Below are 25,507 nucleotides of genomic sequence, written 5' to 3' on the forward strand. Positions count from 1 at the left end.
AAAGGATTAGTTAGAAAAAATAATATAGAAATTAATATATGGAATATTTAAAGCTGGAAGTCAGAGAACGTGTTGCTCATTTGATCATGAACCGAGGGAGTTCGAATGCTATCGACGATGAGATGGTAAAAGAGTTAAAGGGTACCTTGGAAATTATTCAGAAAGATGATAACATTGGAGGGCTTGTTTTGCATGGGAAAGAAGGTTTTTTTAGTTCCGGACTGGATTTGATTACTTTATATAACTACGATCACGATCAGATAAAGGATTTTTGGCACCATTTTCTCGATTTGATTAAGGCTTTCGTTTCTTTTAGTAAGCCCGCCATTGCCGCTATCGGAGGGCACAGCCCAGCTGGGGGTTGTGTGCTGGCCTTATGTTGTGACTATCGTGTGATGGTGGAGGGGGATTACGTCATTGGTTTGAATGAAGTGCCCGTTGGAATTATTGTTCCGGATAGTATTTTTGATCTCTATAGCTTTTGGCTGGGAAGAGCAAGGGCATACCGCTTTTTACTAGAAGGGGCTTTATTGCAACCTCAGCGTGCGTTAAAAGTTGGTTTGGTTGACGAGATGGTACCCGCTAACCAAATACATACAGCAGTGGAAAAGCAAATGAAAAAATATATCCAACTTAATTGGGAGACGTGGCAAAAAAGTAAGTTGAATATGCGAAAAGAGCTTATCACGCATTTTGATCAAGATCCTACCGAGGCAATCGACATGGTTTTAAAACAATGGTGGGAACCTTCTACGCGATCGATGTTAAAAACCATTATAGAAAATCTTAAAAAGGGAAAATAAATTTATGAATATTAGTAATGGCGCTTTGCGTGAAAATGCCTTACAAGGGAAGGTTATAGTGGTAACTGGCGGCGGAACGGGGCTCGGAAAAGCGATGAGCACTTATTTTTTGCAGCTTGGGGCACAGGTAGTTATCGCCAGTAGAAAACAAGATGTTTTAGATCGAACTGCAGAGGAGCTGATGAAAAAAACAGGGCAACAAGTTTTGCCGCTGGCTTGTGATGTGCGAGATATACAGGCCATTGAAGATTTGCTGAATAAGTCTGTTAATACCTTTGGTCATGTAGATGGATTGGTAAATAACGCAGCTGGAAATTTTATCTCTCCCACTGAAAGACTTTCTGCGAATGCCTTTTCAACGGTTATTGATATCGTATTGAAGGGTACAGTAAACATGAGTTTAACTTTTGGTAAACACTGGATAAGTCAACGGCAACCTGCTGCCATTGTAAATATTGTAACCACATACGCTTTTACTGGTTCGGCGTATGTAGCGCCTTCTGCTGCGGCAAAAGGAGGAGTGCTTGCGCTCACGCGCTCTCTCGCAGTAGAGTGGGGAAAGTACGGTATTCGGAATAACGCTATAGCACCTGGCCCTTTCCCAACAAAGGGGGCCTGGGACCGCTTATTGCCAGGAGATTTAGCGGAAAAATTTGATTTCAAACAGCGTGTCCCTTTGAAAAGAGTGGGCGAGCATCAGGAGCTTGCTAATCTAGCCGCTTTCCTGATGTCTGATTATGCTGGATTTATCAATGGAGAAGTCGTAACCATTGATGGCGGAGAATGGTTGCAGGGCGCGGGGCAATTTAGTGCGCTTGAAGCCGTTCCTGAAAAACTGTGGGACCAATTGGCCGCGCAGATAAAAAAAACAAAGGGAGGCTGAGAGATGAAAACCATCCGATTTCCGATTAATATTACAATTAAATAGCACCTGCTTATATTTTTTAAGGAGCTTTATGTATTTTTGTTAAAAATATTTAACAAAAATTGGCAATGCCTGTATATAGGTATATATCCGTCAAAAAAGTAAGTTTAGTTAGGTATACTTGATCCCTCTGTTAAAATAGGTTCTCAACGGCAGAGGAGAGATAGACAAATTGCATTTTATATGCTGTCTGCATTTTTTTGCATACAAAATACAATTACTCATGCTAATTGTTATCAACGGTATTCATGAATGCGTGGCATTTTATTTAATTTTGTGATTAAAGGGTGATAATGGCAGATACACAGGTACAGGAAGAAACTTTTACACTGGAAGAAATCCTTGCAGCAACAAAGGAATATCATCGGTTGATTTTATGGAACGATGAAGTTAACACCTTTGAACATGTTATCAATTGTTTGATGAAGTATTTGGATTACAGCGAGAGTCAGGCAGAAAAAATAGCATGGAAGGTGCATAACGAAGGTAAATGTGCGGTGTTAGAAGGTACTTTTACAGAGGTAGATGTGTATCGTAAAATACTTAAAGAGGAGGGGTTGACTGTAAGTATTGAATAGATACTATATTCATAATGGAGAATAAAACTTTATTCCATTGAGTCAAGTAGCTCAGCTAACTCCTTCTGTGTTGTTATCGTTTTATCTTTGGTGTACCAAAGCATTACGCGTTCTATCCACTCTTCTTTATCTAATCCTTTCGCTTTGAGGTCATTTATATATAATTGTAGCTGCTTAGGCCTGGGACCCCAGTGAACTACTTCTTTTGCTGTTGCTAGATCATAAATAATTAACTTTGGAATACTTCTGGTTCCATTGGTTAGGTATTTATCCATAAACAACGGGTTTTCATCTCTAAGTACCAACTGTAGGTCAATGTGGGTAGGGTTTGCCGTGGCAATATGGTAGATGATCGGTAATATTTGAGCAGCGTCACCACACCACGCTTCCGTAATAACAATAAACAGATATCTCTTTTTTAGTTGACTAATGATCGTTTGAAGTTCTTCCTCAAATATGAATGTCTTTACAATCCGCTGCATACGTGTTAAATTCAAAGCAGTGAATTTAACAAGGAAATCGGATTGATCGGGTCCAGTTGTTGAATTATTTACTAAAAGTTCTTTGACAAACGATAGATATGCTTCGTAGTCAAATCTTCGCTGAGGTACAGTATTCACGAGCATGTGGGTAAATATACGGCAATAACTGTAATAATGGTGTTACTGGTTAATCTTATTACATAAAATGAAGTCATACCCTGATTGATTATATTAATTTTGGCCCTGTCAGAACAACTAAAAACAAGTAAATACAATGAAGGTACTTTTGCTAAGGAATGTAGCGTTATTTTTAATCCTATTTTTAGGAGTGCGTGGGCATGCTCAAGACCAAACGAGCATAAGTGGGAGAGTAATAGACTCTGTTAATAATCAGCCTATTGATTTTGCGAGCGTCACCTTGCTAAATCAACAAAATAAGCAAGCTGTGAAAGGTGGTCAAACAGACGAAAAAGGAGAATTTAATTTTACTGGAATAGCGGCAGGTACTTATATTATTCGTGCAAGTTTTGTTGGTTATAATGCTTATGAACAGCTTGCCGTCCGCATAAGCTCAGGGCAACAATTATCTCTTGGAAATATTAGACTAAGCCCCTCTTCATCAACCTTGTTGAAAGAGGTCGTAATCGACGGTACACCTCCAGCTATGGAGATGGGGATTGATCGTAAGGTGTTTAATGTAGAGCAGAGTATTGTAAGTGAGGGAGGGACCGCAACAGAATTATTACAGAATGTACCCTCGCTATCCGTAGATATGGATGGCAATGTTGGTTTAAGAGGGTCTAGTAACGTCACTATTCTGATAGATGGCCGACGGTCTGCCTTAGCAGGAAGTAATATCAATGACCTATTAGAATCGCTTCCGGCTAATTCGGTTCAACGAGTGGAGGTAATGACTAACCCTTCATCTAAATATGATCCGGAAGGTCAGGGAGGTATTATCAATATTATTCTTAAAAAGAATGTGCGTACAGGTTTTAACGGCATGGTGCGTGCAGGGGGCGGGTCTTACCATAATTACAACGCCGGACTTGATCTGAATTATCGTGACACAAAATTTAACTACTTCGCCGGTTACAACTTCAGGAGAAGAAATTCTCCAGGTAACGGGTTTAATGATAACCGATATAACGATGGTTCGCGTGTATTCAACACCAGTGAGAATGCCCGTACCGGTTTAAGTCATATGATACGTTTGGGTGCGGACTATTTCCTGGATGAAAAAACAACCATTGGGTTATCTGGTAACATGAATGTAAGGGATAATGTACGTTCGGAAGATTTATTTTATACCTACTATGATACATTGGGCGGTGTTATCGGTACCAGCCCGCGCTATACTAGGCAGGATGAAGATGATTTTGCCTACGAGCTTAGTTTCGATTTTAAGCGAGAGTTCAGGCGTGAAGGAGAAGAGTTAGTAGCGAACTTTTCATATGGGAGAAGTAAGGAGGATGGTATACAAACTTTTGAACAGTCGGCATCGAATGCAGCTATTCCAATTGACAATAACCGAATCAATGATACTTATGAGGATGGTAAAAATACCAATATCCAGATCGATTATACTTTGCCCTTTAGTAAGGAACAAAAACTCGAGGCCGGTTATCGAACGACTATTCGTAGGGGTGAAGAACAACAGCTTTCTGACATGTTTCTGCCCGACAGTGGCCGTTGGGTAAGAGATTATGGAATAACCAATGACTTTAACCTGGAAGATATTGTTCACGCCCTATATACGAACTACCAAAATAAATTAACGGACAGATTTGGTTATCAGATTGGGTTGCGGGCGGAGCAGGCATATCTTAATACGGAATACATTTCATTCGATCCTGAACTGCCTCCTGATGATCGCATTGCAAGAGGACGCTTGGATTATTTCAGGATTTATCCGAGCATATACCTTACACAGGAACTGACCGAAGGCCAAAACCTCCAGTTGAGTTATACGCGTAGAGTGAATAGGCCCCGTGGATGGCAGGTAAATCCTTTCATTAATGTTTCTGACCCCATGAACCTTCGCCAAGGTAATCCTAATCTTATGCCTGAAGATATACATTCTTTTGAATTGGCTTACTCTAAGCAATGGGATAAGGTTAATTTTACCTCCTCGGTTTATCACCGTAGAACTAACGATGTAATCGAAATGATTGTTGATTCTGCTTCAAGCGAAACAAATGCAACCTTTTCAAGATTCCAGAATATCAGCAGAAATGAAGCAACAGGAATTGAGCTCATCTCTCAGTTTACACTCAGTCCCCGTTTTGATGTAACAGCAAATTTTAACGGGAACTATTTAGCCTTTAAAGGAAGCGAAGAGTTCGGAGTTCCTGAGAACAGCGGTATAAATTGGGATGCTAATCTTACCGGAAACGGAAGAATAGCAAAAAATTTGACGGCACAGATGCGGGCAAATTATATGGCGCCGAGAGTAATGGCGCAAGGACGGTCTATCGATATGTTTATGCTGGATGCGGGGGTTAAAATGGATGTGCTTGATAATAAGGGTAGTATTCTGTTTAATGTGCGCGATCTTCTAAACCAGCGTCGATTTGGTGGGGAGCAGTCTACGGCACAATTCGTTCGAGAGTTTCAGAGAAGATGGATGAGAGGTCCGGTGGTGATGGTTACCTTCTCTTATCGTTTTGGAAACCGCGATTTAAATCAGAAAGATGACAAAAGAGAAGATACCGATGATTACCAAAATGGGGGAGAAATGCCATAAAAAGATTGTATTTTTGTAGGCAACGACAAAAACTAAACAATATGTACACAGGACTTAAACATCTGCATTCGGGGCTACGTTATGTGGTACTCATATTATTGATATTGGCAATTGTGACGGCTATAGGCGGGCTTCTAGGGAAAAAAAGCTATACCGAAGGTAATAGAAAACTCAATTTATTTACCTTAATAGCTACACATGTACAACTGCTTGTTGGTCTCTTTTTATATGCTCTGAGTACCATGGTTACTTTCAATGATATGGGTACGGTTATGAGAACAGCTAACTTACGGTACTGGACGGTAGAACATATCAGTATGATGGTGGTTGCAGTGATTTTAATTACCATAGGACATGCTAAATCGAAGAAAGGGACTACTGCTGTTGCTAAACACAAATCTATAGCAATATTTTACACCATTGCTTTTGTAATTATTATGGCTGCAATTTTAATGGCTGTAAATAAAGGGTTTATAACATTTTGGGGTTTTTAAGTGAGAAGGTACAGCCAACAAAAAGTGATGGCAATCAAAAAAGTCATAAAAAATTTACACAAAGTTTGAAATGTTGAAATTTTATATTAGGTTTGCTTCATCATGACAGTCGAAACTAAAGATATACGTAACTGGTGGTGGCATGCAAAACGCAGCGCCGGGAGCATATATTAATGGCATAGATTGATCAACCATAGCCTAAAAGAACCCGACGCGTAATTCGTCGGGTTTTTTTGTGTGTATTGAATCGGATAAAATAAAATATAAATGAATGTATATCAACTAAAGACAAGGTTTAAAAAACTATTAGCAGATACCACAACTCCCGTAAGCATTTACTTGAGACTGCGGGATGTCTTCCCTAATAGCTTATTGTTGGAAAGCTCGGATTATCATAGTAAAGAGAACAGTATGAGTTATGTCTGTTGCGAACCGATGGCCGGCATAACATTAGATGAGAAGTCCTTAGAAATATATTATCCCGATGGCAAAAAGATAGCTAGGGCTGCAAATAGTATTAATCTACGAGAAGAGGTTTCTTTATTTCGTCAGTCTTTTAAGGTAGTAAATGAGCCGCCCTTTAAGTTCATTTCAAACGGATTATTTGGTTATTTTACATTTGATGCAGTCGCACACTTTGAAGATATTACGCTCCATACTCCGATAGATGACGTTCGAAATATCCCTTATTTGCAGTATCATATATATCGATATGTAATCGCAATTGATCATTTTCGTAATGAGCTTTATATCTTTGAACATACCTATGGAACGCAACCAGACGATGGGTTGGACAAAATTCAATACCTCATACAAAACAAAAACTTTCCTGAGTATCGCTTTGAATTGAATGGCGACGAGACGTCTAATAAGACTGATGAAGAATATATGGCCTTAGTGGAAAAGACCAAAGAACATATATTTCGGGGAGATGTATTTCAAATTGTGCCATCCAGAGCTTTCAGTAGGCCATTTCTCGGTGACGAATTTAACGTATACCGCAGCCTAAGATCGGTGAACCCCTCTCCTTACCTCTTCTATTTTGACTATGGAGATTTTAAACTATTTGGCTCTTCGCCAGAAGCACAATTGACAATAAAAGATAAGGAAGCTTGCATTTATCCTATCGCGGGTACATTTAAGCGTACAGGGAGCATGACGGAGGATTTACAGATTGCAGAAAAATTGAAATCAGACCCAAAAGAAAGTGCCGAGCACGTGATGTTAGTAGATCTCGCTCGAAATGATCTGAGCAGACACTGTGTGGGTGTTGACGTTAAATCATTCAAAGAAGCGCAGTTTTATTCGCACGTAATCCACTTGGTGTCTAAGGTTGCAGGCACGCTTCAGGAAGGGGTGAACTCATTCGATGTGGTTGGCGATACATTTCCTGCCGGTACACTTAGCGGAGCACCTAAACATATGGCCATGCAGCTCATTGACAGATACGAAAAACAACAGCGTGGCTTCTACAGCGGTGCGATAGGGTTTATGGGTTTTAACGGTGACTTCAATCATGCGATTATGATTCGGACTTTTCTGAGCAAAAAAAATAGATTGCACTATCAGGCAGGGGGGGGCGTCGTCGCAGATTCTTCTGCTGAAGGCGAATTGAATGAAGTTAATAATAAAATTGCAGCTTTGAGAAAGGCGTTAGCTTTAGCAGAAAGCATTTAGGATTCAAAAGCAAGTTAACTGCTTATAGTGATTGAAAATATAAAATGATACACAACGAACTTGCTACCGAACCAAAGATTTTGGTGGTAGATAATTATGATTCATTTACCTTTAACCTGGTACATCTCCTACAGGAATGTGGAATGGATTGTACCGTAATAAGGAATGATAAATTTAACATTGAAGACGTGGCTGCTTATGATAAGATTCTTTTATCACCTGGACCGGGAATTCCGGAAGAATCCGGCTTATTATTAGAGGTCATTCGGGTATATGGCACCTCAAAAAGTATTCTAGGTATTTGTTTGGGGCAACAGGCAATAGCAGAAGTGTATGGAGGCAAATTGTTTAACCTCAAGAGACCTGTGCACGGCACGGCCACACCTTTAAAAGTGATTGATGAGGAAGAACCGTTATTCTCTGGACTACCAACATCTTTTATGGTTGGTCGTTATCATTCTTGGGCAGTAGACAGAGAAGGGTTTCCTAGCGAGTTGGAAATAACTGCATTGGACGAGGAAGGGGTTATCATGGCGCTCAGGCATAAAACGTATGATGTAAAAGGGCTACAGTTTCATCCAGAGTCTGTATTAAGTGTACATGGAAAAAAAATCATTGAGAATTGGTTGAAACGTTGATTGATAGCAAACTAACAAGTTTACTAAGTACAAGTGAATAGTTGAAAATAGATGGATATCTTAGATAAAATTATAGAAAGAAAAAAGCGAGAGGTAGCTGAAGCAAAGGAAAAAGTTAGTTTAGAAGAACTAAAAAACACACCACTTTATGGCCGAACCTGTTATAGGCTGCGTGATTTTGTGTTAGACAATGCGCGAACAGGGGTGATAGCTGAATTTAAAAGGGCATCTCCTTCAAAAGGTATTATTAATGATAGCGTAGAGCTGAACGAAGTGGTAAAAAGTTACGCAATTTCCGGAGCCTCGGCTATTTCGGTACTGACCGATTCTTTCTTTTTTAAGGGATCATTGGATGATTTAAAGGAGGCTAGATCACAAGTAGATATTCCTCTATTGAGAAAAGACTTTGTGCTAGATGTTTATCAAATTGAAGAGGCAAAGGCTTATGGCGCAGATATTATTTTGCTCATAGCAGCAGTGCTGTCAAAAGAGGATGTAGGACGATTCTCAAAATATGCAAAGGCATTAGGCTTAAATGTACTGCTTGAAATACATAACGAAGAAGAGCTTGTAGGAAACACCTATGCCGAAATAGACGCAATAGGCGTTAATAATAGAAATCTGAAAGATTTTTCTGTTTCCATCCAGCACTCTCTGGATCTGGTGGATAAAATTCCCGACCAATATATCAAAGTGTCGGAGAGTGGTATAAGCGATCCTGGTACAATTAGAAAGTTAAAACACGCTGGTTTTCAAGCATTCCTTATTGGTGAAAATTTTATGAAAACGGAAGATCCTTCCGCTGCGGTTATAAATTTTACAAAGGAGCTACGAAAATAGGTTTGTCTACTAATAAGGTAAACTTATCTTTCCTAAAGAAACAGTTGGGGCCCCTATTCCTCCCATCATACCTTGTGGGTTTCCTGCGATTGTTTCGTTAGCCAGCAAGGCGAATAAGATTGCTTCTTTTGCATCGCTGGTAACACCCAGTTCGTCCAGTGGATTTACGATATAAGATGGGAGCCTTTTTTGTAGATGGTACATTAAATTTGAATTGTGAAAACCGCCACCACTTACAAGGATTTTTTTTATGGTATCGTTTGTTTGAATACTTTCGATGGATAGGGCAATGCTATTGACAGTGAAAGCCGCCAAAGTAGCCATGACATCTTCATGTGCTAACTTTTGTGTAGAAGAGTTTTTTTGTGCCGCTGTTAAATATGCTAGGTTGAATAGCTCAGGACCGGTCGTTTTTGGCGTTGGAAGGGCAAAAAATGAATGATCAAATAGCGCTTCGAGTAATTTCGGGTGAACTGTGCCCTTGGAAGCAAATTGGCCATCATCATCGAAAGCTTGATTAAAGTGTTGTTGCATGTAGTGATTCATTAATGTGTTGCCAGGACCTGTATCAGTTGATAGTAAATTGTCTGTATCATATTTTGCGGCTGGAAGGTATGTAAAATTGGAAATGCCACCTATGTTCAGTAGGAAACGATCCTCTTCCTTGTGCGAAAAGAGTAATCTGTCTCCATATACAGCTAAAGGGGCGCCCTCCCCCCCTGCGGCCACATGTTTCTGTCTGAAATCTGATAAAGTGATGATGCCGGTCTTCACCGCTACATGATCGCCGTCGCCAATTTGTAGTGTGCTATTTGGCACGTGATAATTGCCTGTGAGGGATTGAGGCGCATGATAAACGGTTTGTCCATGTGAGGCGATTAAATCGACCTCCTTCCTAGGTGTATTCCAATCTTCCAACGTATCTAATACCATCGCGGCATGAGTAGAACCGATGATTGCGTTCATGGCGCATAATTTAGCCAGGTCAATCCTAGGTTTTGAAAAAATAGCTTTTACTTCTTTTACAAAAGAGGGTGCATAGGATATTGTTTTAAATTGGAGTACTTCCAACGAAGTGTCTTTGCCTGCTCCCCGGATAACGCAAAGGGCTAGATCCAGCCCATCGAGAGAAGTGCCCGACATCATACCTAAAATAGTCCGTTCTTGTTTGTTTGCAATTTCTGCGAGTTTTGCTATCATTATGTTCTCTCTCTAAAATTGGAAAAATTTACGCACTCGATTGATTAATGTATAGAACCAAAATTAAATTAAAAACATGATGAAAGTACTACGATCAAAACATTATTTCATTATTTTTGCTTCTCACCTTAAATGAAACTATCCTAAAAATGGCTAGATTAAATCTATTGGAAGAAACGCGTTTCGAGAAACTTCCCGTGAGCGTCTACAAAAATTCTAGAGAGGCATCATTATCAGTTGCTGCCCGTATCGCAACATTAATTAAAGAAAAGCAAGCAAAAGGTGAGCAGGCTGTAATAGGTCTTGCTACAGGAGCAACTCCTGTTCAAGTGTATGCTGAGCTTGTACGTCTTCATCGTGAAGAAGGATTGAGCTTTAAAGATGTCATCACATTCAATTTGGATGAGTATTATCCTATGCAGCCGGACGCTGTGCAGAGTTATGTCACCTTTATGAATAAGCACTTGTTTGATCATATTGACATCGACAAAGCAAATGTACACATCCCGGATGGGACGCTGGATTTGGCAGATATCCCGGCTTATTGTGTAGAGTATGAGCGTAAAATTACGGCGTTGGGAGGGCTGGATTTTCAGCTCTTAGGTATTGGCCGTACCGGACATATCGGTTTTAATGAACCGGGATCTGCGCCTAACTCAGGAACACGATTGGTGACCTTAGATGATCTCACGCGCCGTGACGCGTCTCGCGACTTTGGAGGAAAGGAAAATGTGCCTACTAAGGCGATCACCATGGGTATTGGAACCATTTTCAAAGCGAGGGAGATTATATTGATGGCTTGGAATCCTGTAAAAGCAGAAATTGTTAAAAAAGCGGTTGAAGGCGAAATTTCGTCCGATGTACCTGCAACTTATTTACAGCTTTCAGACCACGTAGAATTTATTTTGGATGAGGGGGCTGCGAGCGAACTTACACGATTTAATACGCCCTGGTTGGTGACGGATTGTGTTTGGGATTCGCAAACAATAAAAAAGGCTGTGATCTGGTTAGCAGAGGCGGTTGACAAACCGATATTGAAATTAACCGAAGAAGATTATAATAACCATGGCATGGCTCAATTAGCAACAGAAAAAGGGCCTGTATATAATATCAACATAGATATTTTTAATCAGCTACAACATACCATTACCGGATGGCCTGGCGGTAAACCGAATGCAGATGATAGTCAACGCCCGGAGCGAGCAGTGCCAGCGAAGAAAAATGTTATTATATTTTCTCCACATCCAGATGATGACGTAATTTCCATGGGTGGGACATTTATTCGGCTGGCAGATCAGGGGCATAACGTACATGTTGCTTATCAAACTTCGGGGAATACTGCCGTATGGGATGATGATGTGCTGAGGTATCTTGAGTTTGCTACGGATTTTATAAAATCTTTGGATGTAGAAACCAGCAAATTGGATGCCCTGTATGCTGATACCAGAAAGTTTATTGCTGCTAAAAAGCCTAATCAGATAGATACTGAAGAAATCAGGACTGTAAAGGGACTCATTCGCAAAGGGGAGGCGATTGCGGGTGCGCGTTTTGCCGGGCTTCCAGACGAGCATATACATTTTCAGAATCTTCCTTTTTATGACAGAGGTAAATTTTCCAAAGAAGTTTCCTATGAAGATGATGTTCAGCAAACCATGGAGTTGTTACGGAAGGTGAAACCGCATCAGGTATTTGCGGCCGGTGATTTTGCCGATCCTCATGGAACACATAAAGTGTGCTTTGACATTATTTTAGAAGCGCTTGTGAGGCTGCGACAAACAGATGAATGGACGAAGGATTGCTGGTTATGGTTATATAGAGGTGCTTGGCATGAGTTTGAAATTCATGAAATTGAAATGGCCGTTCCGCTATCTCCTCAAGAGGTAATTCGAAAAAGACATGCAATATTTAAGCATCAGTCTCAGAAAGACTTACCGGTATTCCCTGGAGATGACGCTCGCGAATTTTGGGTTCGTGCAGAAGATAGAACGAGTGAAACGGCTAGAAAATACGATGCTCTGGGACTAGCGGATTACGAAGCAATCGAGGCGTTTATCAGGTGGAAATTGGATTAACCCCTAATTGGATAAGTAGAGAGGCGATAAATTTCGCTGTCAATAGCCAAAGGGTCTGCAAAAAACTTAAATTTTTGCAGACCCTTTTTATATTAAACTTATATACGCGTCACGGGGCTTTTTGGATTAGCACCTGGTTTTATGGTATTACTCATTAAATGCCCGGTTCATGCGGTTCATGAGAACGCTTCGCCAAGTTTGGTTACTTTTTTGCGGGAACCTTCCGGTTAAAGGAAAGCTTGAATACCTTCAATAAGCAATTGATTAAAAAATAACATATCTTTCAATATTGAAATACTCCTGTATTGGTTACCCGCACGTTAAATGGTTGTAAATAGGTGTCTATTAAAACCGCTAATTCTCTTCTGGTTAATTCCTTTCCTAAATCGTACGATTGGTCGAATTTAAAACGTTTGGACCATCCTTTTTCTATCTCAGCATCTAACTCATCGCCGCGGTTAGCAACGTATTTTATAAGGTTTAATAGATCTTTAAGCTTAAGAACAGGTATGTCTTTGCCTTTAAACCAGATTTGACTGCGTGTATAAAGCTGTTCGATAATAGGTTCTATTTCTTTAGAAGAAACAAGGCTGTCTGGTTGGAACATGAAGCTGTTTACCCCATTGGAAGTAGTGTATACGCCCTGTAGAATGCCAGTAGCTCCTACGCGTTGTATTGCTGTACAGTGCGGGTCTTGAAGTGGTATGTCTTGAAAGGGAATGATAAAGCTTTTAAACGCCAGTAACTCGCCCTGCAAGGTCCGGACATTAATTTTATCGGTAGTGGTTTTGAAAAAAGCGCAATATGCCGCGGCTGCGCCACAGGCTTGTGCCTGTAACATTAATAAGGGAATGGCTTTAACAGGATCATCAAGTAATTCATATATACCCTCCAAAGATCTGGTTGCGAAATAATTTGGGATACTGTCGGGGAATATGCTTGCCATCGGAATAGTAAAAACGTCATTTGCTAGGTTACCTACAACAACACCCGTTCGATAGATCGTTTGGCTGTAATCCACCTGCCTCTGCTGATCGAATGGAATGGTGGTTTTTATTTGTTGGTTTTGTCGTTCTTGCGAATGAACATATTGGTATAAATCGGAGTTTACGGAAGCGTCTATCAATGCTAAAACTTTTATTTTTTCCCCATTATCCAATTGTACTTGCCACCCTTTTCCTGATCGTTGTACTTTTGCGATTTTACTATTTTTCTTCAACTGCAAACGATTGATGGTATCCGACATCGCTTCTAGAGTGTTTTGTGCGATGCGTGGAGGGATATTGTTTTTGGCCGCAATGGCGGTCGAATCGGCTAGCTCCTCGGCGTTTGCCAATTTTGTTAAGAATAGTGCCCATGTGCCTACATCGAGCTGCTTATTGGCAGAGACTTTTTTGTTCCCTCCCATAATGACGTCCCCTCCAATGGCCGAGGAATCGACAACCCACAGCGTCTCCACGCCGGATTGCGCCGCTTGCATAGCTGCCGAAAAAGCATCTACACAATGTCCATAAACGAGTACCTGTGGCTTTTGTTGTTTTGCACGTTTCTGCCCAAATAATGGCAAAGAGATAAACGAAAGGAAAATTAAGACATAAAGCCGGTCCATAGATCAGGTTTTTGTGTTTAACAGGTGAAATTAAGCATTTTTGACAGTTAGGCATATGAATTAGGATTTTTTAACAATTATCCTGCCGGAGGAGTTCTAGTTGGCGGTTCAAATAAAAGGCCGGGATACGTTTTAAGGTATGCCCAGCCTGTATGTGGTTTAAAAATCCTCAATAGAAAGTAAAACTACAACGAGCTTTGCTGTTGAGCTTCTTCTTTCATTTTTTCATTTGCAACAATAACAATTTCTACCCGACGGTTTTGCGCACGACCTGCTTCCGTATCGTTATCGCCAATAGGTTCACTAAAACTTTTGCCCTCTGTTTTTACACGCCCAGAAGCTAAACCTTGCGATACTGCATAGTTTTTAACGGCATTGGCTCTGCGCTCGGATAGCCCTTGATTGTATTGTTCAGTCCCTTTATTATCCGTATGGCCGATAACCAATATATCGGTGTCGGGATTGTCGTTCAGAGATTTTACCAAATTTTTAATGTTCGTTTGGGCTTCTGCACGTAAATCTGTTTGATCAAAACCAAACAAAATACCTGAATCAAATTTAACGATAATGCCCTCTCCGGCTTTCACTACCTCCGCACCATCTACCGTGCGTTCAATCTCTGCAGCCTGTCTGTCCATTTTTTTACCAATAAATCCCCCGGCAACTCCGCCTAAGGCACCACCTATAATAGCACCTACAGCAGTATTGCCCGCTTTACTACCTATTAATGCTCCTATACCTGCTCCTCCGGCAGCTCCTATACCCGCACCTTTTTGTGTGTTATTCAATGATTTTACTGTATTACATCCCGTGAATAACATGCCGGAGGTTGCTAGGGCAATGCCAAAAATTGCTATGTTTTTTGATATGTTCATTGTATTGTTTTTTGATATATTAAAAAGTATACAAACTAAATGCCAAAAAGTTTCCTCCTCAAATCGCAAATTAGCCAACTATTATTCGATAAAACAATGCCACGTAAAAAGAAAATTTTATTTGTATGCTTTTGGCCTATAACATCGGCTATCGGTACTTGGTCACAAGAGCTGTACAAATGGGAGACTAACATATATCCTATAAATAGATAAACTTTATGAACAGTATAACTTCAAGAGATTGACTTGATAACTATTTTCGACTATTAACCGAAGAGCAATTATTCTGGCTACTTAATACTTAATATTCTTTTTCGTTTAATCGTTGAGGAGGAATATTAAGTTTCGGCAAGGTATCAGCTTTAGGCCTACCGTCTTCCTCAAATTTTTTAAGAGAGATTTTAAGATAATCGCGTATATCGTATTCGTTCCAGTACCTTGACTGGTTATAAGTAGGTCTATATAACGCCATAAAGTTTGTTAGGTCTTCTCCTTCCAAACCAGTAATTTCTGATACATTGTATTTGTTAAACTTTTTGTCTATCTCTGTTTCTTGTATTTCGTTTTCCGCATAGGTACTGAATCGCCGTGCATTCTTAGCAGATCTACTAAAGGTATTATATAGCGCACTTAAGGGGCTAAATACATATTGGAGGGGTTTCGTTTTACCGTTATTATAAACTCCCTGTTTCCGATAATCGTCCATAATGTCTTTCAGTTCATCTTTTCGTGTTTTTCCCGTAACGGTAACCGTTTCAAGCTCAATAATTGGATTTAAATTAACAACGATGTTTTTGGGATCAACGATGGTATAATATTCCGATGAATAGGCATATTTTGTTACAATGAGTGTGTCGCCTGGCTTTGCAGGTATAACGAAACCACCTTCATTATTGGAAAGGGCCTTTTCAAGGGTCCGTCTATTGGTGATGGTTGCTTCAGCGACACGTTTAGGTGTCCCCTTTTCTACCACAATACCTTGGAGACCTTCCTGCGCAATACAACCTAGTGATGATGCTATCAATAAGATGAAGCAGAGAAAAGAAATGATATTTAGATGCTCTTTTTTCATTTTTATTCATCGTAAACATAACAAATCATACGCATTTGGGATGCAAAAAAATGTTAAAATTGCCGCTCGTTAACAGTTTTTTCCTGCTGGTGAAGGAATTAACCATTTTTCGCTACCTTTGCATATGATAAAATCCATGACGGGCTTTGGATTAGGAACCAAAGAAAGTGCCAAAGCAAAATACACCGTAGAAATTAAGTCGCTGAACTCAAAATACTTGGAACTTAATTTAAAATTACCTAAGACGTTTTCTGAAAAAGAATTGCGCTTACGTAACGAGTGTACCAAACACTTGGAAAGAGGTAAGGTGAATATCACTATTAACGTGGATTATACAAATCCGGCTTCCCGTGCTGCGAAAATAGACACCGGACTGTTTAAAAATTATTATTCTCAACTGAAAAACATTGCTGAGGAGCTGGGCGACGAAGTGAAAAATGTATTTGAATTAGCGCTCACGTTACCTGATGTAATTGATTATGCCGAGGATGCTGCGGATGATGAAGAATGGCAGGATTTATTGGAAGCATTTTACCTGGCTGTACACAAATTTCAGGATTTTCGTAATGACGAAGGGCTCGTGCTCAAAGACGATTTATTTAAACGGGCGGAGACGATCTTATCTTTGCTTAAGGTTGTTGAAAGCCAGGAGACTGCTCGGGTGCCAATGATTAGAGAACGTATCAATCGTTATTTAGAGGAAACTGTAGGAGCAGAGAATATAGATAAAAATCGCTTCGAGCAGGAGCTGATCTATTACATTGATAAGCTGGATATAACAGAAGAAAAAGTAAGATTGCGAAGTCACTGTGAGTATTTTTTGAAGATATTGGACGCAGAGGATGCTAATGGAAAGAAATTAGGGTTCATCTCTCAGGAAATGGGTAGGGAAATCAATACCTTAGGCTCTAAAGCCAATCATGCCCAGATTCAGCAAACGGTTGTGCAGATGAAGGAGGAGCTGGAAAAGATTAAAGAGCAGCTATTAAATATTTTGTAAATCGCCACGTTTTAATTCAATGGAAGGAAAACTTATTATATTCTCTGCCCCTTCAGGAGCAGGAAAAACAACTATTGTAAAAAGATTATTGGAAAGATACGGAGATAAAATAGCTTTTTCTATTTCAGCAAGTACCAGACAACCCCGTGGAGAAGAAATAGATGGTAAAGATTATTATTTTATAAGTAAAGAGGAGTTTTTACATCGTATCGCAAAAAAAGAGTTTGTGGAGTTTGAAGAGGTGTATTCGGGGACCTTTTATGGTACGCTCCGTTCGGAGATAGAGCGTATATGGGCAAGCGGAAAATCCGTTATATTTGATATCGATGTAATTGGTGGTCTACACCTGAAGCGTAAATTCGGAGAGAATGCACTGGCCATTTTTGTGCAACCGCCCAGTATGGGTGCTTTAATAGAGCGTTTGCGCGGGCGTGGGACTGATAGTGAGGAGAAATTACAGGAGCGTATAAACAAGGCAGATAAAGAGCTGGGCTTTGCTGAGCATTTCGATATCATCTTAAATAACGACGATTTAGAGGAAGCTTGCGAACAAGCTTCAAGGCTTTTGCTGGATTTTATTAATTAGTGAGGTTTTAAATCTTATTTTTTTACATTTTTCATGCAGAAAATCGGACTTTTCTTCGGGTCTTTCAACCCTATACATACAGGCCATCTTATTATCGCTAATTATATGGCCAATCATACCGACCTGTCAGAAGTTTGGTTAATTGTTTCTCCGCATAATCCGCTGAAAAAGAAAGACAGTCTATTGAATATGTACGATAGATTAGAGATGGTAAACTTAGCATTAGAGGAAGCTGAGAACATCCGGCCTAACGATATTGAGTTCAGGTTGCCTCAACCTTCATATACGATTGATACACTGATCCATCTACAGGATAAATATCCCAGTAAGGAGTTTGTGTTAATTATGGGGTCGGACAACTTATTAACGTTAAAGAAGTGGAAAAACTATGAAATTATTCTCCGGGATTTTTCGATTTATGTTTATCCTAGACCGCTATATGATGCCCTTGAATGGGCGGATCACCCTTCGGTAACCTTAACGCGGACGCCATTAATGGAGATTTCCTCTACATTTATTAGACAGGCAATAAAAGCGCGCAAGAATGTACGTTATTTTCTACCTAACAAAGTATTAGATTTTATAGATAAAAAAGGATTATACCTTTCGTAATGTTATCTTGATAGTAGCCTATCAGTTTCCAAGCTCTTCGAGTTCAGCCTTCTCGTCAATGGGTACATCCAGAATAAAAGAATCATAATATTCCGCATCTTGATCAGAATAGGTGCCGTAGGCATTTAAAAGAAATCCTTTTTTTCCATCTGCCGTTTCTATGGCATAGAGAATTGACATATCCGCAGGGTCGCTTTCGCCTTCAAACCGGTAAGAACGCACGATTGTTAAATCGCTCGCTTGGTAAATGGGCGTGGTTGAAGCGCCAATGGTTGCACCCTCTTTTTTTATGTTTAACTCGTCTTCGTAGCCTTTTTCAGCTAAACGTTCCATCACTTTTGATAATGGTGTCATCGATGCAGAAGTGCTCATAATAATAATTTGATAAATATTGTTATTCAGTATATGTTTAATAACAGGATTCAAATGAAATGGTTTTTATTCCTATTTTGTCATTGGCGATCCTGAAGCTATTAACCTCTCGGGAGCTAGGTGCGCTACTAATCTGTTTAGAACATACAAAGCACCGCAGGAGCTACTGCCTATTTAGGGAGGATAAACGACAAGTGTGATTTTGTCGTACAATCGGTGAAAAGGTAGACAGGTAATAGGCACTTTTTAAACATGTGTTAATATTGGGCTATTCTATTAACTTTGTAAACGACCAATGCAAGATAGTGTGTAAGGAGTTGCTGAATGACAGCACTTATTCATGCATCCATCTTGCTGGAGATAGTTTGAAAATGACGACTTCGTGATAGCAGAAGATGTTCGAAGCGTTTATAAAATAAAGTTATTTATTTTGAAGGGTAATTCTTGGCTTTTAAAAGACAAATCGAAATGAATGTTGCCCTTCGGCAATTAAGAGCAGATTATATTTAAATGAAACTTTTTTTATTAGATGGTATGGCCCTGATATACCGGGCACATTTTGCTTTAAGTAAAAATCCGAGGTTTACGTCTACTGGCTTAAACACCTCTGCTGTCATGGGGTTTACCAACACTCTTTTGGAAGTGCTAAAAAAGGAAAATCCTACGCATATTGCAGTGGTGTTTGATACAGAGGCACCCACAGAACGTCATACGGCATTTGAGGCATATAAAGCTCATAGGGAGGCAATGCCTGAAGATCTGGCTACTGCTATTCCTTATATCTTCCGTTTAATTGAAGGATTTAATATACCGGTTATTACAAAGGATGGCTATGAGGCTGATGATATTATAGGAACGCTCGCCAAAGAAGCAGAAAGTAATGGCTTTGACGTTTTTTGCATGACGCCGGATAAAGATTATGCACAGTTGGTGAGTGATCGTATCAAGATCTACAAGCCTGCCCGTATGGGTAATGGGCATGAAATTCTCGGAGTAAAAGAAGTTTTGGAGAAATGGGAGGTTACCCGCGTGGAACAGGTAGTCGACATTTTAGGACTTTGGGGGGATGCAGTGGATAACATACCAGGTATACCAGGCATTGGAGAGAAGACTGCTAAAAAACTCATTCAGGAATTCGGTTCCATTGAGGAGATTATTGCTAATAGTAACCAGTTGAAAGGCAAGCAACGGGAGAATGTAGAAACCTATGCGGAGCAAGGGCTGATTTCGAAAAAATTAGCCACTATTATCTTAAATGTGCCAATAGATTTTGATGCAGAGGCGCTAACTCTTAAAGAACCCGATAGGGAGTTATTGGAATCCTTGTTTGCCGAGCTTGAATTCAGAACACTTGGCAAAAGAGTTTTTGGAGATGACTTTAATGTGTTAGATAGCAAAGGAGGAAATGGTGGACAAATGGATTTGTTCGACTCTTCAAGTGATGGAGTAGAAACGCAGGCGATTAAAGAGGTTGCAATTGCCGGTAAACATCTGGGAAACACCGAACATACTTATATTTTTGTAGAGACGTCTCTGCAACAGACAGAACTGATTGAAGCCCTTCAACAACAGAAAGCTATTTGCTTTGATACAGAAACTACAGGTACCGATGCAAATAATTGTGAACTCGTTGGACTGAGTTTCTCGGTGGAAAAAGGAAAGGCGTGGTATGTGCCAGCTCCGGAAGATCGGCCATCCTGTCAAGAACTGGTGGAAAAGTTCCGTTCAATATTTGAAGACGACAAGATACTGAAGATTGGTCAAAATCTTAAGTATGATATATTGGTACTAAGTTGGTATGATATCCGGGTAAAGGGCGCATTGTTTGATACGATGTTAGCACACTACCTGATCGACCCTGAGACGAGACACGGCATGGATGTATTAGCGGAGAATTATTTAGGGTATACACCGGTTTCTATTACTAGTTTAATTGGGCCTAAAGGTAAAAAACAGCTTAATATGCGCGATATATCCCCCGCCGTGGTAAGCGATTATGCTGCAGAAGACGCAGATATTACTCTGCAGTTGAAAGATGTTTTTCAACCCATGCTTCAAGAGGTGGAGGCAAACAAGTTAGCTGAAGAAGTGGAATTTCCGTTAGTTTATGTACTTGCAGATATGGAGCGGGAAGGTGTAAAGATCGATGTAGAGGTGTTAAAGGGGTTTTCGTTAGCGATACAGCAGGAAGTCACCATACTTGAAGAGCGTATTTATGAGAAGGCCGGCGTGCCTTTTAATATAGCATCTCCAAAACAGTTAGGAGAAGTTCTTTTTGATCGGCTGAAACTTGATCCCAAGGCTAAAAAAACGAAAACAGGGCAGTATCAAACCGGTGAAGATGTTTTAATTGCATTAGCAAATAAAAGCGACATCGTACAAGAGATCTTAAGCTATCGGCAGTTGCAAAAGCTAAGATCGACCTATGTAGATACACTTCCCTTGTTGATTAATCCAAAAACAGGAAGAGTTCATACTTCCTATAATCAAGCCGTGGCAGCTACCGGACGACTAAGCTCTAATAATCCTAATTTACAGAATATCCCAATAAAAACAGAAAGGGGAAGAGAAGTGCGGAAAGCTTTCATCGCCCGTGATGATAGCCATGTTTTGTTATCGGCCGATTATTCTCAGATAGAGTTAAGACTAATAGCTGAGATTAGTAAAGACCGCAATATGTTGGATGCATTTGCAAAAGGACTGGATATCCATACAGCAACAGCTGCAAAGGTTTATGGTGTTGATTTGACGGCTGTTACTCCAATGCAGCGACGAAATGCAAAAGCAGTAAATTTTGGCATTATATACGGACAATCTGCTTTTGGCTTGTCGCAAAGCTTAGGTATACCCCGCAGAGAAGCCGCCGACATGATTGCGCAATATTTCATACAATATCCTGGTATTAAAGATTATATGAATAATACCATTGCGTTTGCGAAAGAACATGGTTATGTTGAAACACTTTTGAAACGTCGACGTTATTTAAGGGATATCAATTCGGCAAATGCTACTGTCCGTGGTTTTGCTGAAAGGAATGCGATCAATGCACCAATCCAGGGATCTGCGGCGGATTTAATTAAAATAGCCATGATTGATATTCATCAAGATATTATTGCTGCAGGTTTGAGGGGTAAGATGACGATGCAGGTGCATGATGAATTGGTTTTTGACGTGCCTAAAGAGGAGGTTGAAACTTTTAAAACCATTATACAGGAGCGGATGAAGAGCGCCATTAAAACAGAGGTGCCAATTGTGGTGGAAATAGGCGAAGGAAGAAATTGGCTTGAAGCACATTAACAAAATGAGTGATTGGAGAAACATCTGGATGCGGGTAATTTGGACCTTCCTTATAACCTGTTTGGTAGTAGAAACGGAAGCCCAGGAAAAACTGGAAGAGCAAGAAGAAAAGCCTGTTTATTTTGAACAGGTTGATAGCGGTTTAACACAGTTTTACTTTGATGAACATTATTTTTTGGTCGACAAATTCTGTCAGTTTAAGACGATTGAGCGAGTAGGTAAATATAACCTTGAGTTAAAGAGTTTTGACGGAAAATTTATCGATTATAACAACGAGGGGGAGGTGGTGCTGACCGGTAATTATGCTAACGGAAAAAAGAACGGAGTATTTACATCGTATTTTGCCAATGGCCAAATTAACTGGGTAACAACATTTAAAGACGGTGAACCGGAGGGCATTTCTACTTATAATTATCCTGACGGATTGCCTATGATGGAAGTCCTGTACAAAGATGGCCAAGTTTATGTACAAAATTTTTGGGATACACGCAGGAGGCAGCGTGTGACCGACGGTAATGGTAAATATGCTTTTGCGGTTAAAGCAGAGGGGTATAATGAATATGGCTATGAGTATATACGTTATCAAGGGAATATAAAAAGAGGTAAGCCTGATGGGCATTGGGATTTCTTTTTGGTATATGAGAAAAACGAGAGCTATTATGCGGGTTATGAAAAATTTAAAGAGGGGAAATTTACTGCGGGTTATGATGAAATAAAGGGGGAGCCTTATTTTAAGAACTCTAAACTGCAGGTAGGCCCGTCGATTTTTTTTGTGCAGGCAGAAAATATGATGAGTAAGAAATGCTCAATTGATGAGAATCAGGATTTCAGCTTGTTCCTTATCAATAGACTAGATGCCTCATTTGCACACTACGATGCCTCATCTGTGGAAACGGGGCTTATAGAAGTGCAGGCCGAAATAGATAAATCAGGCTCGCTTAAAGATCTTGAAGTTATAAAAGGCTTCCCGGAGGAAGATATAGATGCTTTGCTCCTGAAAGCTATTAAATCTGTAGAATACTGGATTCCCTCTTATGCAGACGGCGAGTATATTGACGACAATTTCCTTATTACGAGTGATGTAATGGTTGATACGGAGAGTAAACAAATGAAATTCTACAACTTAAAAATCACCCGTGAAAATGGGACATAATACCTGTTTTCTTTAAATATTTCTTTTTCCGTTTTGCATGATAAATGCAAAACGGAAAAAGAAATATTTATATATCGACAATTCCCTTTACAAAGTTAACGAAGCGCCAATCGGTAGCAGATGTAAATTTATACCGGCATCTGCAAATTTTTGTTTTGCCTCTTCCTCATCAATTACGATCGGTGGAAAGGTATTGTAATGAATGCCAACAATATTCTTGCAATTGATGAACCCGGCAGCTTTGATGGCGTCGTCTACACCCATCGTAAAATGATCACCTATTGGCAGAAAGGCCCAATCAAGCTTTTCGTCTGCTAAGAGTTTCATTTCTAAAGTCAATGCCGTATCACCTGCAAAATAGATCTTTTTGTCTCCACTTTTTATCAAGTAGCCAACGGGAACACCTCCGTATTGTAAATCAGGTGTGCTATTTGTGTGCAATGCATAAACCATTTTTGCGGTACCGAACTTGGTATTAATGGTACCACCAAAGTTAAAAGCAATAATTTTATCACCTTTTATACCTTGTTTATTTGCCCACGCAGCGGTTTCCACTACAGCAACGACCGTACAATCGGAACTTTTCTGTATGGCTACTACATCTGCTACATGATCATCGTGTGCATGAGTTAATAGTATATAGTCTGGTTTTAAAGTATCAATATCGATAGCTTTGGCCTGCTCGTTAGGGGTGATGAAGGGATCGAACAAAACAGAAGCTCCTTCAAGTGCTAAAGCAACGGTAGCATGTCCATAAAAAGTCGCTTTCATAAATATAAAATATTACAGGTTAGAAAATAATTCTTTTATCCGCCGAACATACCTCCAAGGCCTCCCAACATATCTTTAGTAGCAGCTTGCATTTCGGTTTGACTGACATTGTCCGCCTGTTGCAAAGCTTTATTTACCGCAACTGTAAGGAGCTCTTCGAGTTCTTCAATAGCAGCTTCGGAATGAAATGAAGGGTCTATGGTAATAGATTGAATTTCTTTATTGGCTGTAGCCGTTACTTTGATCGCGCCGCCTTCCGCTTCTCCTATAACACTAATGTTGTTTAGTCTTTTCTTTATTTCTTCTGCCTTTTGCTGGGCTTCAAATAGCTTATCAAACATAATGAATTATTTATTTTGTTTTAAAAAATGCTTGTTTTTTATATAAACAACGAGTATCGGCTTTTGTTCCTAATAAAACCTAGTTGCCTACATAATCTCCACTACCATTATACGCTCCTTGTCGTATGACAGGCATTTTTAGGATTTTGTATAGATCGTCTAGATGTATGAGGCTATTATTGGCCATATTGGTTAGCAATATGATGGTAATGTCATTTTTCAGATCTCGTATGTAAAGACTCTTGAAGCCATGCCACCAGCCGGTATGATAAACCACATGTTCTTTTTCCCGTTCAAATGTACGCCAGCCATATCCATAATTAAAAACCCCCTTCATTGATTTTTGATTATGGGGGGCGTAAGCCGAATCTTGCAGTGTTTCATCAAGTAAGCGGCCTTCTCGTAAGGCTTGGTCGAATAAAAATAGGTCTTTAACGGTACTATATATACCTTTATCTCCAACAGGACCGTCATGAAAGTTCTGAACAACAGATCGACGCCAAATTTTATCATGACCGACCACACCTGTTGGTATTTTTTCGTAGTCAGCCTTGGAGTAAACAGCAGTATTTTTCATACCTGCGGGCTTAAATATCTTTTCTTGCATAAATACAGTAAAAGATTTACCCGTAACCTTCTCGATAATTGCTGCCAGGATCATGTAGTTCGAATTGTTATAATGAAAGCGAGCATCGGGCTTTGCGTAAGGGGCTGGTTTATGAGTGGTAAGGATGTCCATGACCTCCATGTTGCTCATGCCCTTTGATTTATCTTTCCATAAATCATCTGTGAAGTAGACGTAATTGATGAGACCGGAGCGATGGGTCAACAAAAGACGGATCGTTATATCATCGTATGGGAAATCAGGGAAAAAATCCTTTACCTGCTGATCAAGGTTCAGTTTTTTCTCTTGAACGAGCATTAGAATACCGGTGGCAGTTAGTGGTTTGGATACTGAAGCAAGCTCAAATTGTGAATTAATATTCAGACTATCTTTGCGAAGGTAATCAGCCCAGCCAAAGGTGTTTTCGTAGATGATTTTGCCTTTTTTTGCAACGAGAACATTTCCATTGAAAGCAGATTTTTTATGCAGTTTTTGCATAAAAGCATCAATTTGTTTGTCGCCAGTGCTTGCATCATAGATTAAACGTAAACTGTCTGTAATTGCTTGTTCACGTGCTTTTTTTGCCTTTTTCTTTTCTGATGAACCACAGCCCCCTAAACCGATGGTAAGTACGAGCAAAAAGTTTAATAATAGCTTCAATGGAATAATCTGTTTGTTGTTAATAATCTGTATTAAATATGGAATGGCGAATTTGATAAAATATTGTGTTAAAAACTAGTTTTTTGGTAAAATTATTGGG

The 25,507-nt window shown here is 39.8% G+C and carries 23 protein-coding genes; 14 read left to right on the forward strand and 9 right to left on the reverse strand.

Features of this window, described 5'->3' with window-relative positions; all coding sequences use genetic code 11:
* The first annotated feature begins 38 nt into the window (after positions 1-38).
* The 3 genes from H8S90_RS06905 (at position 39) to H8S90_RS06915 (ending at position 2,306) form a co-directional block, all read left to right on the forward strand.
* On the forward strand, positions 39-803 hold the full coding sequence (locus H8S90_RS06905; RefSeq protein ID WP_187341832.1) for an enoyl-CoA hydratase/isomerase family protein: 765 nt from the start codon (positions 39-41) through the stop codon (positions 801-803).
* A gap of 4 nt (positions 804-807) precedes the next feature.
* Complete coding sequence (locus H8S90_RS06910; protein WP_187341833.1) at positions 808-1,686, forward strand: SDR family oxidoreductase; 879 nt, start codon at positions 808-810, stop codon at positions 1,684-1,686.
* A gap of 335 nt (positions 1,687-2,021) precedes the next feature.
* Positions 2,022-2,306, forward strand: coding sequence for an ATP-dependent Clp protease adaptor ClpS (locus H8S90_RS06915; protein WP_187341834.1), 285 nt, complete (start codon positions 2,022-2,024; stop codon positions 2,304-2,306).
* A gap of 29 nt (positions 2,307-2,335) precedes the next feature.
* On the opposite strand, the gene H8S90_RS06920 is transcribed toward H8S90_RS06915, so the two are convergent.
* Complete coding sequence (locus tag H8S90_RS06920; protein WP_187341835.1) at positions 2,336-2,926, reverse strand: thioredoxin family protein; 591 nt, start codon at positions 2,924-2,926, stop codon at positions 2,336-2,338.
* 136 nt (positions 2,927-3,062) lie between these two features.
* Here H8S90_RS06920 and H8S90_RS06925 point away from each other — a divergent pair, with 136 nt between their 5' ends.
* The 5 genes from H8S90_RS06925 to trpC all read left to right on the forward strand — a co-directional run bounded on the left by H8S90_RS06925 (position 3,063) and on the right by trpC (position 9,183).
* Entirely contained in the window at positions 3,063-5,534 is a 2,472-nt protein-coding gene (locus H8S90_RS06925) for an outer membrane beta-barrel family protein (RefSeq protein ID WP_187341836.1), read from the forward strand.
* A 41-nt stretch (positions 5,535-5,575) separates the two neighbouring features.
* Positions 5,576-6,028: a cytochrome B gene (locus H8S90_RS06930; RefSeq protein ID WP_187341837.1), complete on the forward strand. Its 453-nt coding sequence runs from the start codon at positions 5,576-5,578 to the stop codon at positions 6,026-6,028.
* 267 nt (positions 6,029-6,295) lie between these two features.
* The gene (locus H8S90_RS06935; RefSeq protein WP_187341838.1) at positions 6,296-7,705 is read left to right on the forward strand and encodes an anthranilate synthase component I family protein; all 1,410 of its coding nucleotides are present in this window, start codon (positions 6,296-6,298) and stop codon (positions 7,703-7,705) included.
* 44 nt (positions 7,706-7,749) lie between these two features.
* A complete protein-coding gene (locus H8S90_RS06940) occupies positions 7,750-8,343 on the forward strand; it encodes an aminodeoxychorismate/anthranilate synthase component II (RefSeq protein WP_187341839.1) in 594 nt (197 codons plus the stop codon).
* 51 nt (positions 8,344-8,394) lie between these two features.
* Positions 8,395-9,183 (forward strand): indole-3-glycerol phosphate synthase TrpC, encoded by a 789-nt coding sequence (gene trpC / locus H8S90_RS06945; protein WP_187341840.1) that lies wholly within the window; start codon positions 8,395-8,397, stop codon positions 9,181-9,183.
* Positions 9,184-9,192: 9 nt separating this feature from the next.
* Here trpC and H8S90_RS06950 read toward each other — a convergent pair whose 3' ends face one another.
* Positions 9,193-10,383, reverse strand: a complete 1,191-nt coding sequence (locus tag H8S90_RS06950; RefSeq protein WP_187341841.1) for an anhydro-N-acetylmuramic acid kinase — start codon at positions 10,381-10,383, stop codon at positions 9,193-9,195.
* A 149-nt stretch (positions 10,384-10,532) separates the two neighbouring features.
* Here H8S90_RS06950 and nagB point away from each other — a divergent pair, with 149 nt between their 5' ends.
* Positions 10,533-12,455 (forward strand): glucosamine-6-phosphate deaminase, encoded by a 1,923-nt coding sequence (nagB, locus tag H8S90_RS06955; RefSeq protein ID WP_187341842.1) that lies wholly within the window; start codon positions 10,533-10,535, stop codon positions 12,453-12,455.
* Positions 12,456-12,738: 283 nt separating this feature from the next.
* Here nagB and H8S90_RS06960 read toward each other — a convergent pair whose 3' ends face one another.
* The 3 genes from H8S90_RS06960 to H8S90_RS06970 all read right to left on the reverse strand — a co-directional run bounded on the left by H8S90_RS06960 (position 12,739) and on the right by H8S90_RS06970 (position 16,011).
* Complete coding sequence (locus tag H8S90_RS06960) at positions 12,739-14,064, reverse strand: FAD-dependent oxidoreductase (protein ID WP_187341843.1); 1,326 nt, start codon at positions 14,062-14,064, stop codon at positions 12,739-12,741.
* A gap of 185 nt (positions 14,065-14,249) precedes the next feature.
* The gene (locus H8S90_RS06965) at positions 14,250-14,939 is read right to left on the reverse strand and encodes an OmpA family protein (RefSeq protein WP_187341844.1); all 690 of its coding nucleotides are present in this window, start codon (positions 14,937-14,939) and stop codon (positions 14,250-14,252) included.
* A gap of 301 nt (positions 14,940-15,240) precedes the next feature.
* Entirely contained in the window at positions 15,241-16,011 is a 771-nt protein-coding gene (locus H8S90_RS06970) for a hypothetical protein (protein WP_187341845.1), read from the reverse strand.
* 124 nt (positions 16,012-16,135) lie between these two features.
* On the opposite strand from H8S90_RS06970, the gene H8S90_RS06975 reads away from it, so the two are divergent.
* Genes H8S90_RS06975 through nadD form a run of 3 tightly spaced genes read left to right on the forward strand, consistent with a single transcriptional unit; the run spans position 16,136 to position 18,209 of the window.
* Positions 16,136-17,011 carry a YicC/YloC family endoribonuclease gene (locus H8S90_RS06975; protein WP_255501849.1) on the forward strand — a complete coding sequence of 292 codons (876 nt, stop codon included), beginning with the start codon at positions 16,136-16,138 and terminating at the stop codon, positions 17,009-17,011.
* A gap of 19 nt (positions 17,012-17,030) precedes the next feature.
* Positions 17,031-17,597, forward strand: coding sequence for a guanylate kinase (gene gmk, locus H8S90_RS06980; protein ID WP_187341846.1), 567 nt, complete (start codon positions 17,031-17,033; stop codon positions 17,595-17,597).
* A 33-nt stretch (positions 17,598-17,630) separates the two neighbouring features.
* A complete protein-coding gene (nadD, locus tag H8S90_RS06985) occupies positions 17,631-18,209 on the forward strand; it encodes a nicotinate (nicotinamide) nucleotide adenylyltransferase (protein WP_187341847.1) in 579 nt (192 codons plus the stop codon).
* A gap of 21 nt (positions 18,210-18,230) precedes the next feature.
* On the opposite strand, the gene H8S90_RS06990 is transcribed toward nadD, so the two are convergent.
* On the reverse strand, positions 18,231-18,635 hold the full coding sequence (locus H8S90_RS06990) for a hypothetical protein (RefSeq protein ID WP_187341848.1): 405 nt from the start codon (positions 18,633-18,635) through the stop codon (positions 18,231-18,233).
* A gap of 456 nt (positions 18,636-19,091) precedes the next feature.
* Between H8S90_RS06990 and polA the strand changes: the two genes are divergently transcribed.
* On the forward strand, positions 19,092-21,878 hold the full coding sequence (gene polA / locus H8S90_RS06995) for a DNA polymerase I (protein ID WP_187341849.1): 2,787 nt from the start codon (positions 19,092-19,094) through the stop codon (positions 21,876-21,878).
* Between the two features lie 4 nt (positions 21,879-21,882).
* Positions 21,883-23,031, forward strand: a complete 1,149-nt coding sequence (locus tag H8S90_RS07000; RefSeq protein ID WP_187341850.1) for a toxin-antitoxin system YwqK family antitoxin — start codon at positions 21,883-21,885, stop codon at positions 23,029-23,031.
* An 87-nt stretch (positions 23,032-23,118) separates the two neighbouring features.
* On the opposite strand, the gene H8S90_RS07005 is transcribed toward H8S90_RS07000, so the two are convergent.
* The 3 genes from H8S90_RS07005 to H8S90_RS07015 all read right to left on the reverse strand — a co-directional run bounded on the left by H8S90_RS07005 (position 23,119) and on the right by H8S90_RS07015 (position 25,407).
* On the reverse strand, positions 23,119-23,802 hold the full coding sequence (locus H8S90_RS07005) for a metal-dependent hydrolase (RefSeq protein WP_187341851.1): 684 nt from the start codon (positions 23,800-23,802) through the stop codon (positions 23,119-23,121).
* A gap of 35 nt (positions 23,803-23,837) precedes the next feature.
* Positions 23,838-24,143: a YbaB/EbfC family nucleoid-associated protein gene (locus H8S90_RS07010; RefSeq protein ID WP_187341852.1), complete on the reverse strand. Its 306-nt coding sequence runs from the start codon at positions 24,141-24,143 to the stop codon at positions 23,838-23,840.
* A gap of 79 nt (positions 24,144-24,222) precedes the next feature.
* Complete coding sequence (locus H8S90_RS07015; RefSeq protein WP_255501850.1) at positions 24,223-25,407, reverse strand: serine hydrolase; 1,185 nt, start codon at positions 25,405-25,407, stop codon at positions 24,223-24,225.
* Positions 25,408-25,507: the final 100 nt, after the last annotated feature.

The sequence above is a fragment of the Olivibacter sp. SDN3 genome (genome assembly GCF_014334135.1).
In the GTDB taxonomy this organism is placed as follows: domain Bacteria; phylum Bacteroidota; class Bacteroidia; order Sphingobacteriales; family Sphingobacteriaceae; genus Olivibacter.

Bases quoted from the DNA above. Each gene is read 5' to 3' on its own strand.
- H8S90_RS06905 (WP_187341832.1), top strand. From the start codon at position 39: ATGGAATATTTAAAGCTGGAAGTCAGAGAACGTGTTGCTCATTTGATC.
- H8S90_RS06910 (WP_187341833.1), top strand. From the start codon at position 808: ATGAATATTAGTAATGGCGCTTTGCGTGAAAATGCCTTACAAGGGAAG.
- H8S90_RS06915 (WP_187341834.1), top strand. From the start codon at position 2,022: ATGGCAGATACACAGGTACAGGAAGAAACTTTTACACTGGAAGAAATC.
- H8S90_RS06925 (WP_187341836.1), top strand. From the start codon at position 3,063: ATGAAGGTACTTTTGCTAAGGAATGTAGCGTTATTTTTAATCCTATTT.
- H8S90_RS06930 (WP_187341837.1), top strand. From the start codon at position 5,576: ATGTACACAGGACTTAAACATCTGCATTCGGGGCTACGTTATGTGGTA.
- H8S90_RS06935 (WP_187341838.1), top strand. From the start codon at position 6,296: ATGAATGTATATCAACTAAAGACAAGGTTTAAAAAACTATTAGCAGAT.
- H8S90_RS06940 (WP_187341839.1), top strand. From the start codon at position 7,750: ATGATACACAACGAACTTGCTACCGAACCAAAGATTTTGGTGGTAGAT.
- trpC (WP_187341840.1), top strand. From the start codon at position 8,395: ATGGATATCTTAGATAAAATTATAGAAAGAAAAAAGCGAGAGGTAGCT.
- H8S90_RS06950 (WP_187341841.1), bottom strand. From the start codon at position 10,383: ATGATAGCAAAACTCGCAGAAATTGCAAACAAACAAGAACGGACTATT.
- nagB (WP_187341842.1), top strand. From the start codon at position 10,533: ATGGCTAGATTAAATCTATTGGAAGAAACGCGTTTCGAGAAACTTCCC.
- H8S90_RS06960 (WP_187341843.1), bottom strand. From the start codon at position 14,064: ATGGACCGGCTTTATGTCTTAATTTTCCTTTCGTTTATCTCTTTGCCA.
- H8S90_RS06965 (WP_187341844.1), bottom strand. From the start codon at position 14,939: ATGAACATATCAAAAAACATAGCAATTTTTGGCATTGCCCTAGCAACC.
- H8S90_RS06970 (WP_187341845.1), bottom strand. From the start codon at position 16,011: ATGAAAAAAGAGCATCTAAATATCATTTCTTTTCTCTGCTTCATCTTA.
- H8S90_RS06975 (WP_255501849.1), top strand. From the start codon at position 16,136: ATGATAAAATCCATGACGGGCTTTGGATTAGGAACCAAAGAAAGTGCC.
- gmk (WP_187341846.1), top strand. From the start codon at position 17,031: ATGGAAGGAAAACTTATTATATTCTCTGCCCCTTCAGGAGCAGGAAAA.
- nadD (WP_187341847.1), top strand. From the start codon at position 17,631: ATGCAGAAAATCGGACTTTTCTTCGGGTCTTTCAACCCTATACATACA.
- polA (WP_187341849.1), top strand. From the start codon at position 19,092: ATGAAACTTTTTTTATTAGATGGTATGGCCCTGATATACCGGGCACAT.
- H8S90_RS07000 (WP_187341850.1), top strand. From the start codon at position 21,883: ATGAGTGATTGGAGAAACATCTGGATGCGGGTAATTTGGACCTTCCTT.
- H8S90_RS07005 (WP_187341851.1), bottom strand. From the start codon at position 23,802: ATGAAAGCGACTTTTTATGGACATGCTACCGTTGCTTTAGCACTTGAA.
- H8S90_RS07010 (WP_187341852.1), bottom strand. From the start codon at position 24,143: ATGTTTGATAAGCTATTTGAAGCCCAGCAAAAGGCAGAAGAAATAAAG.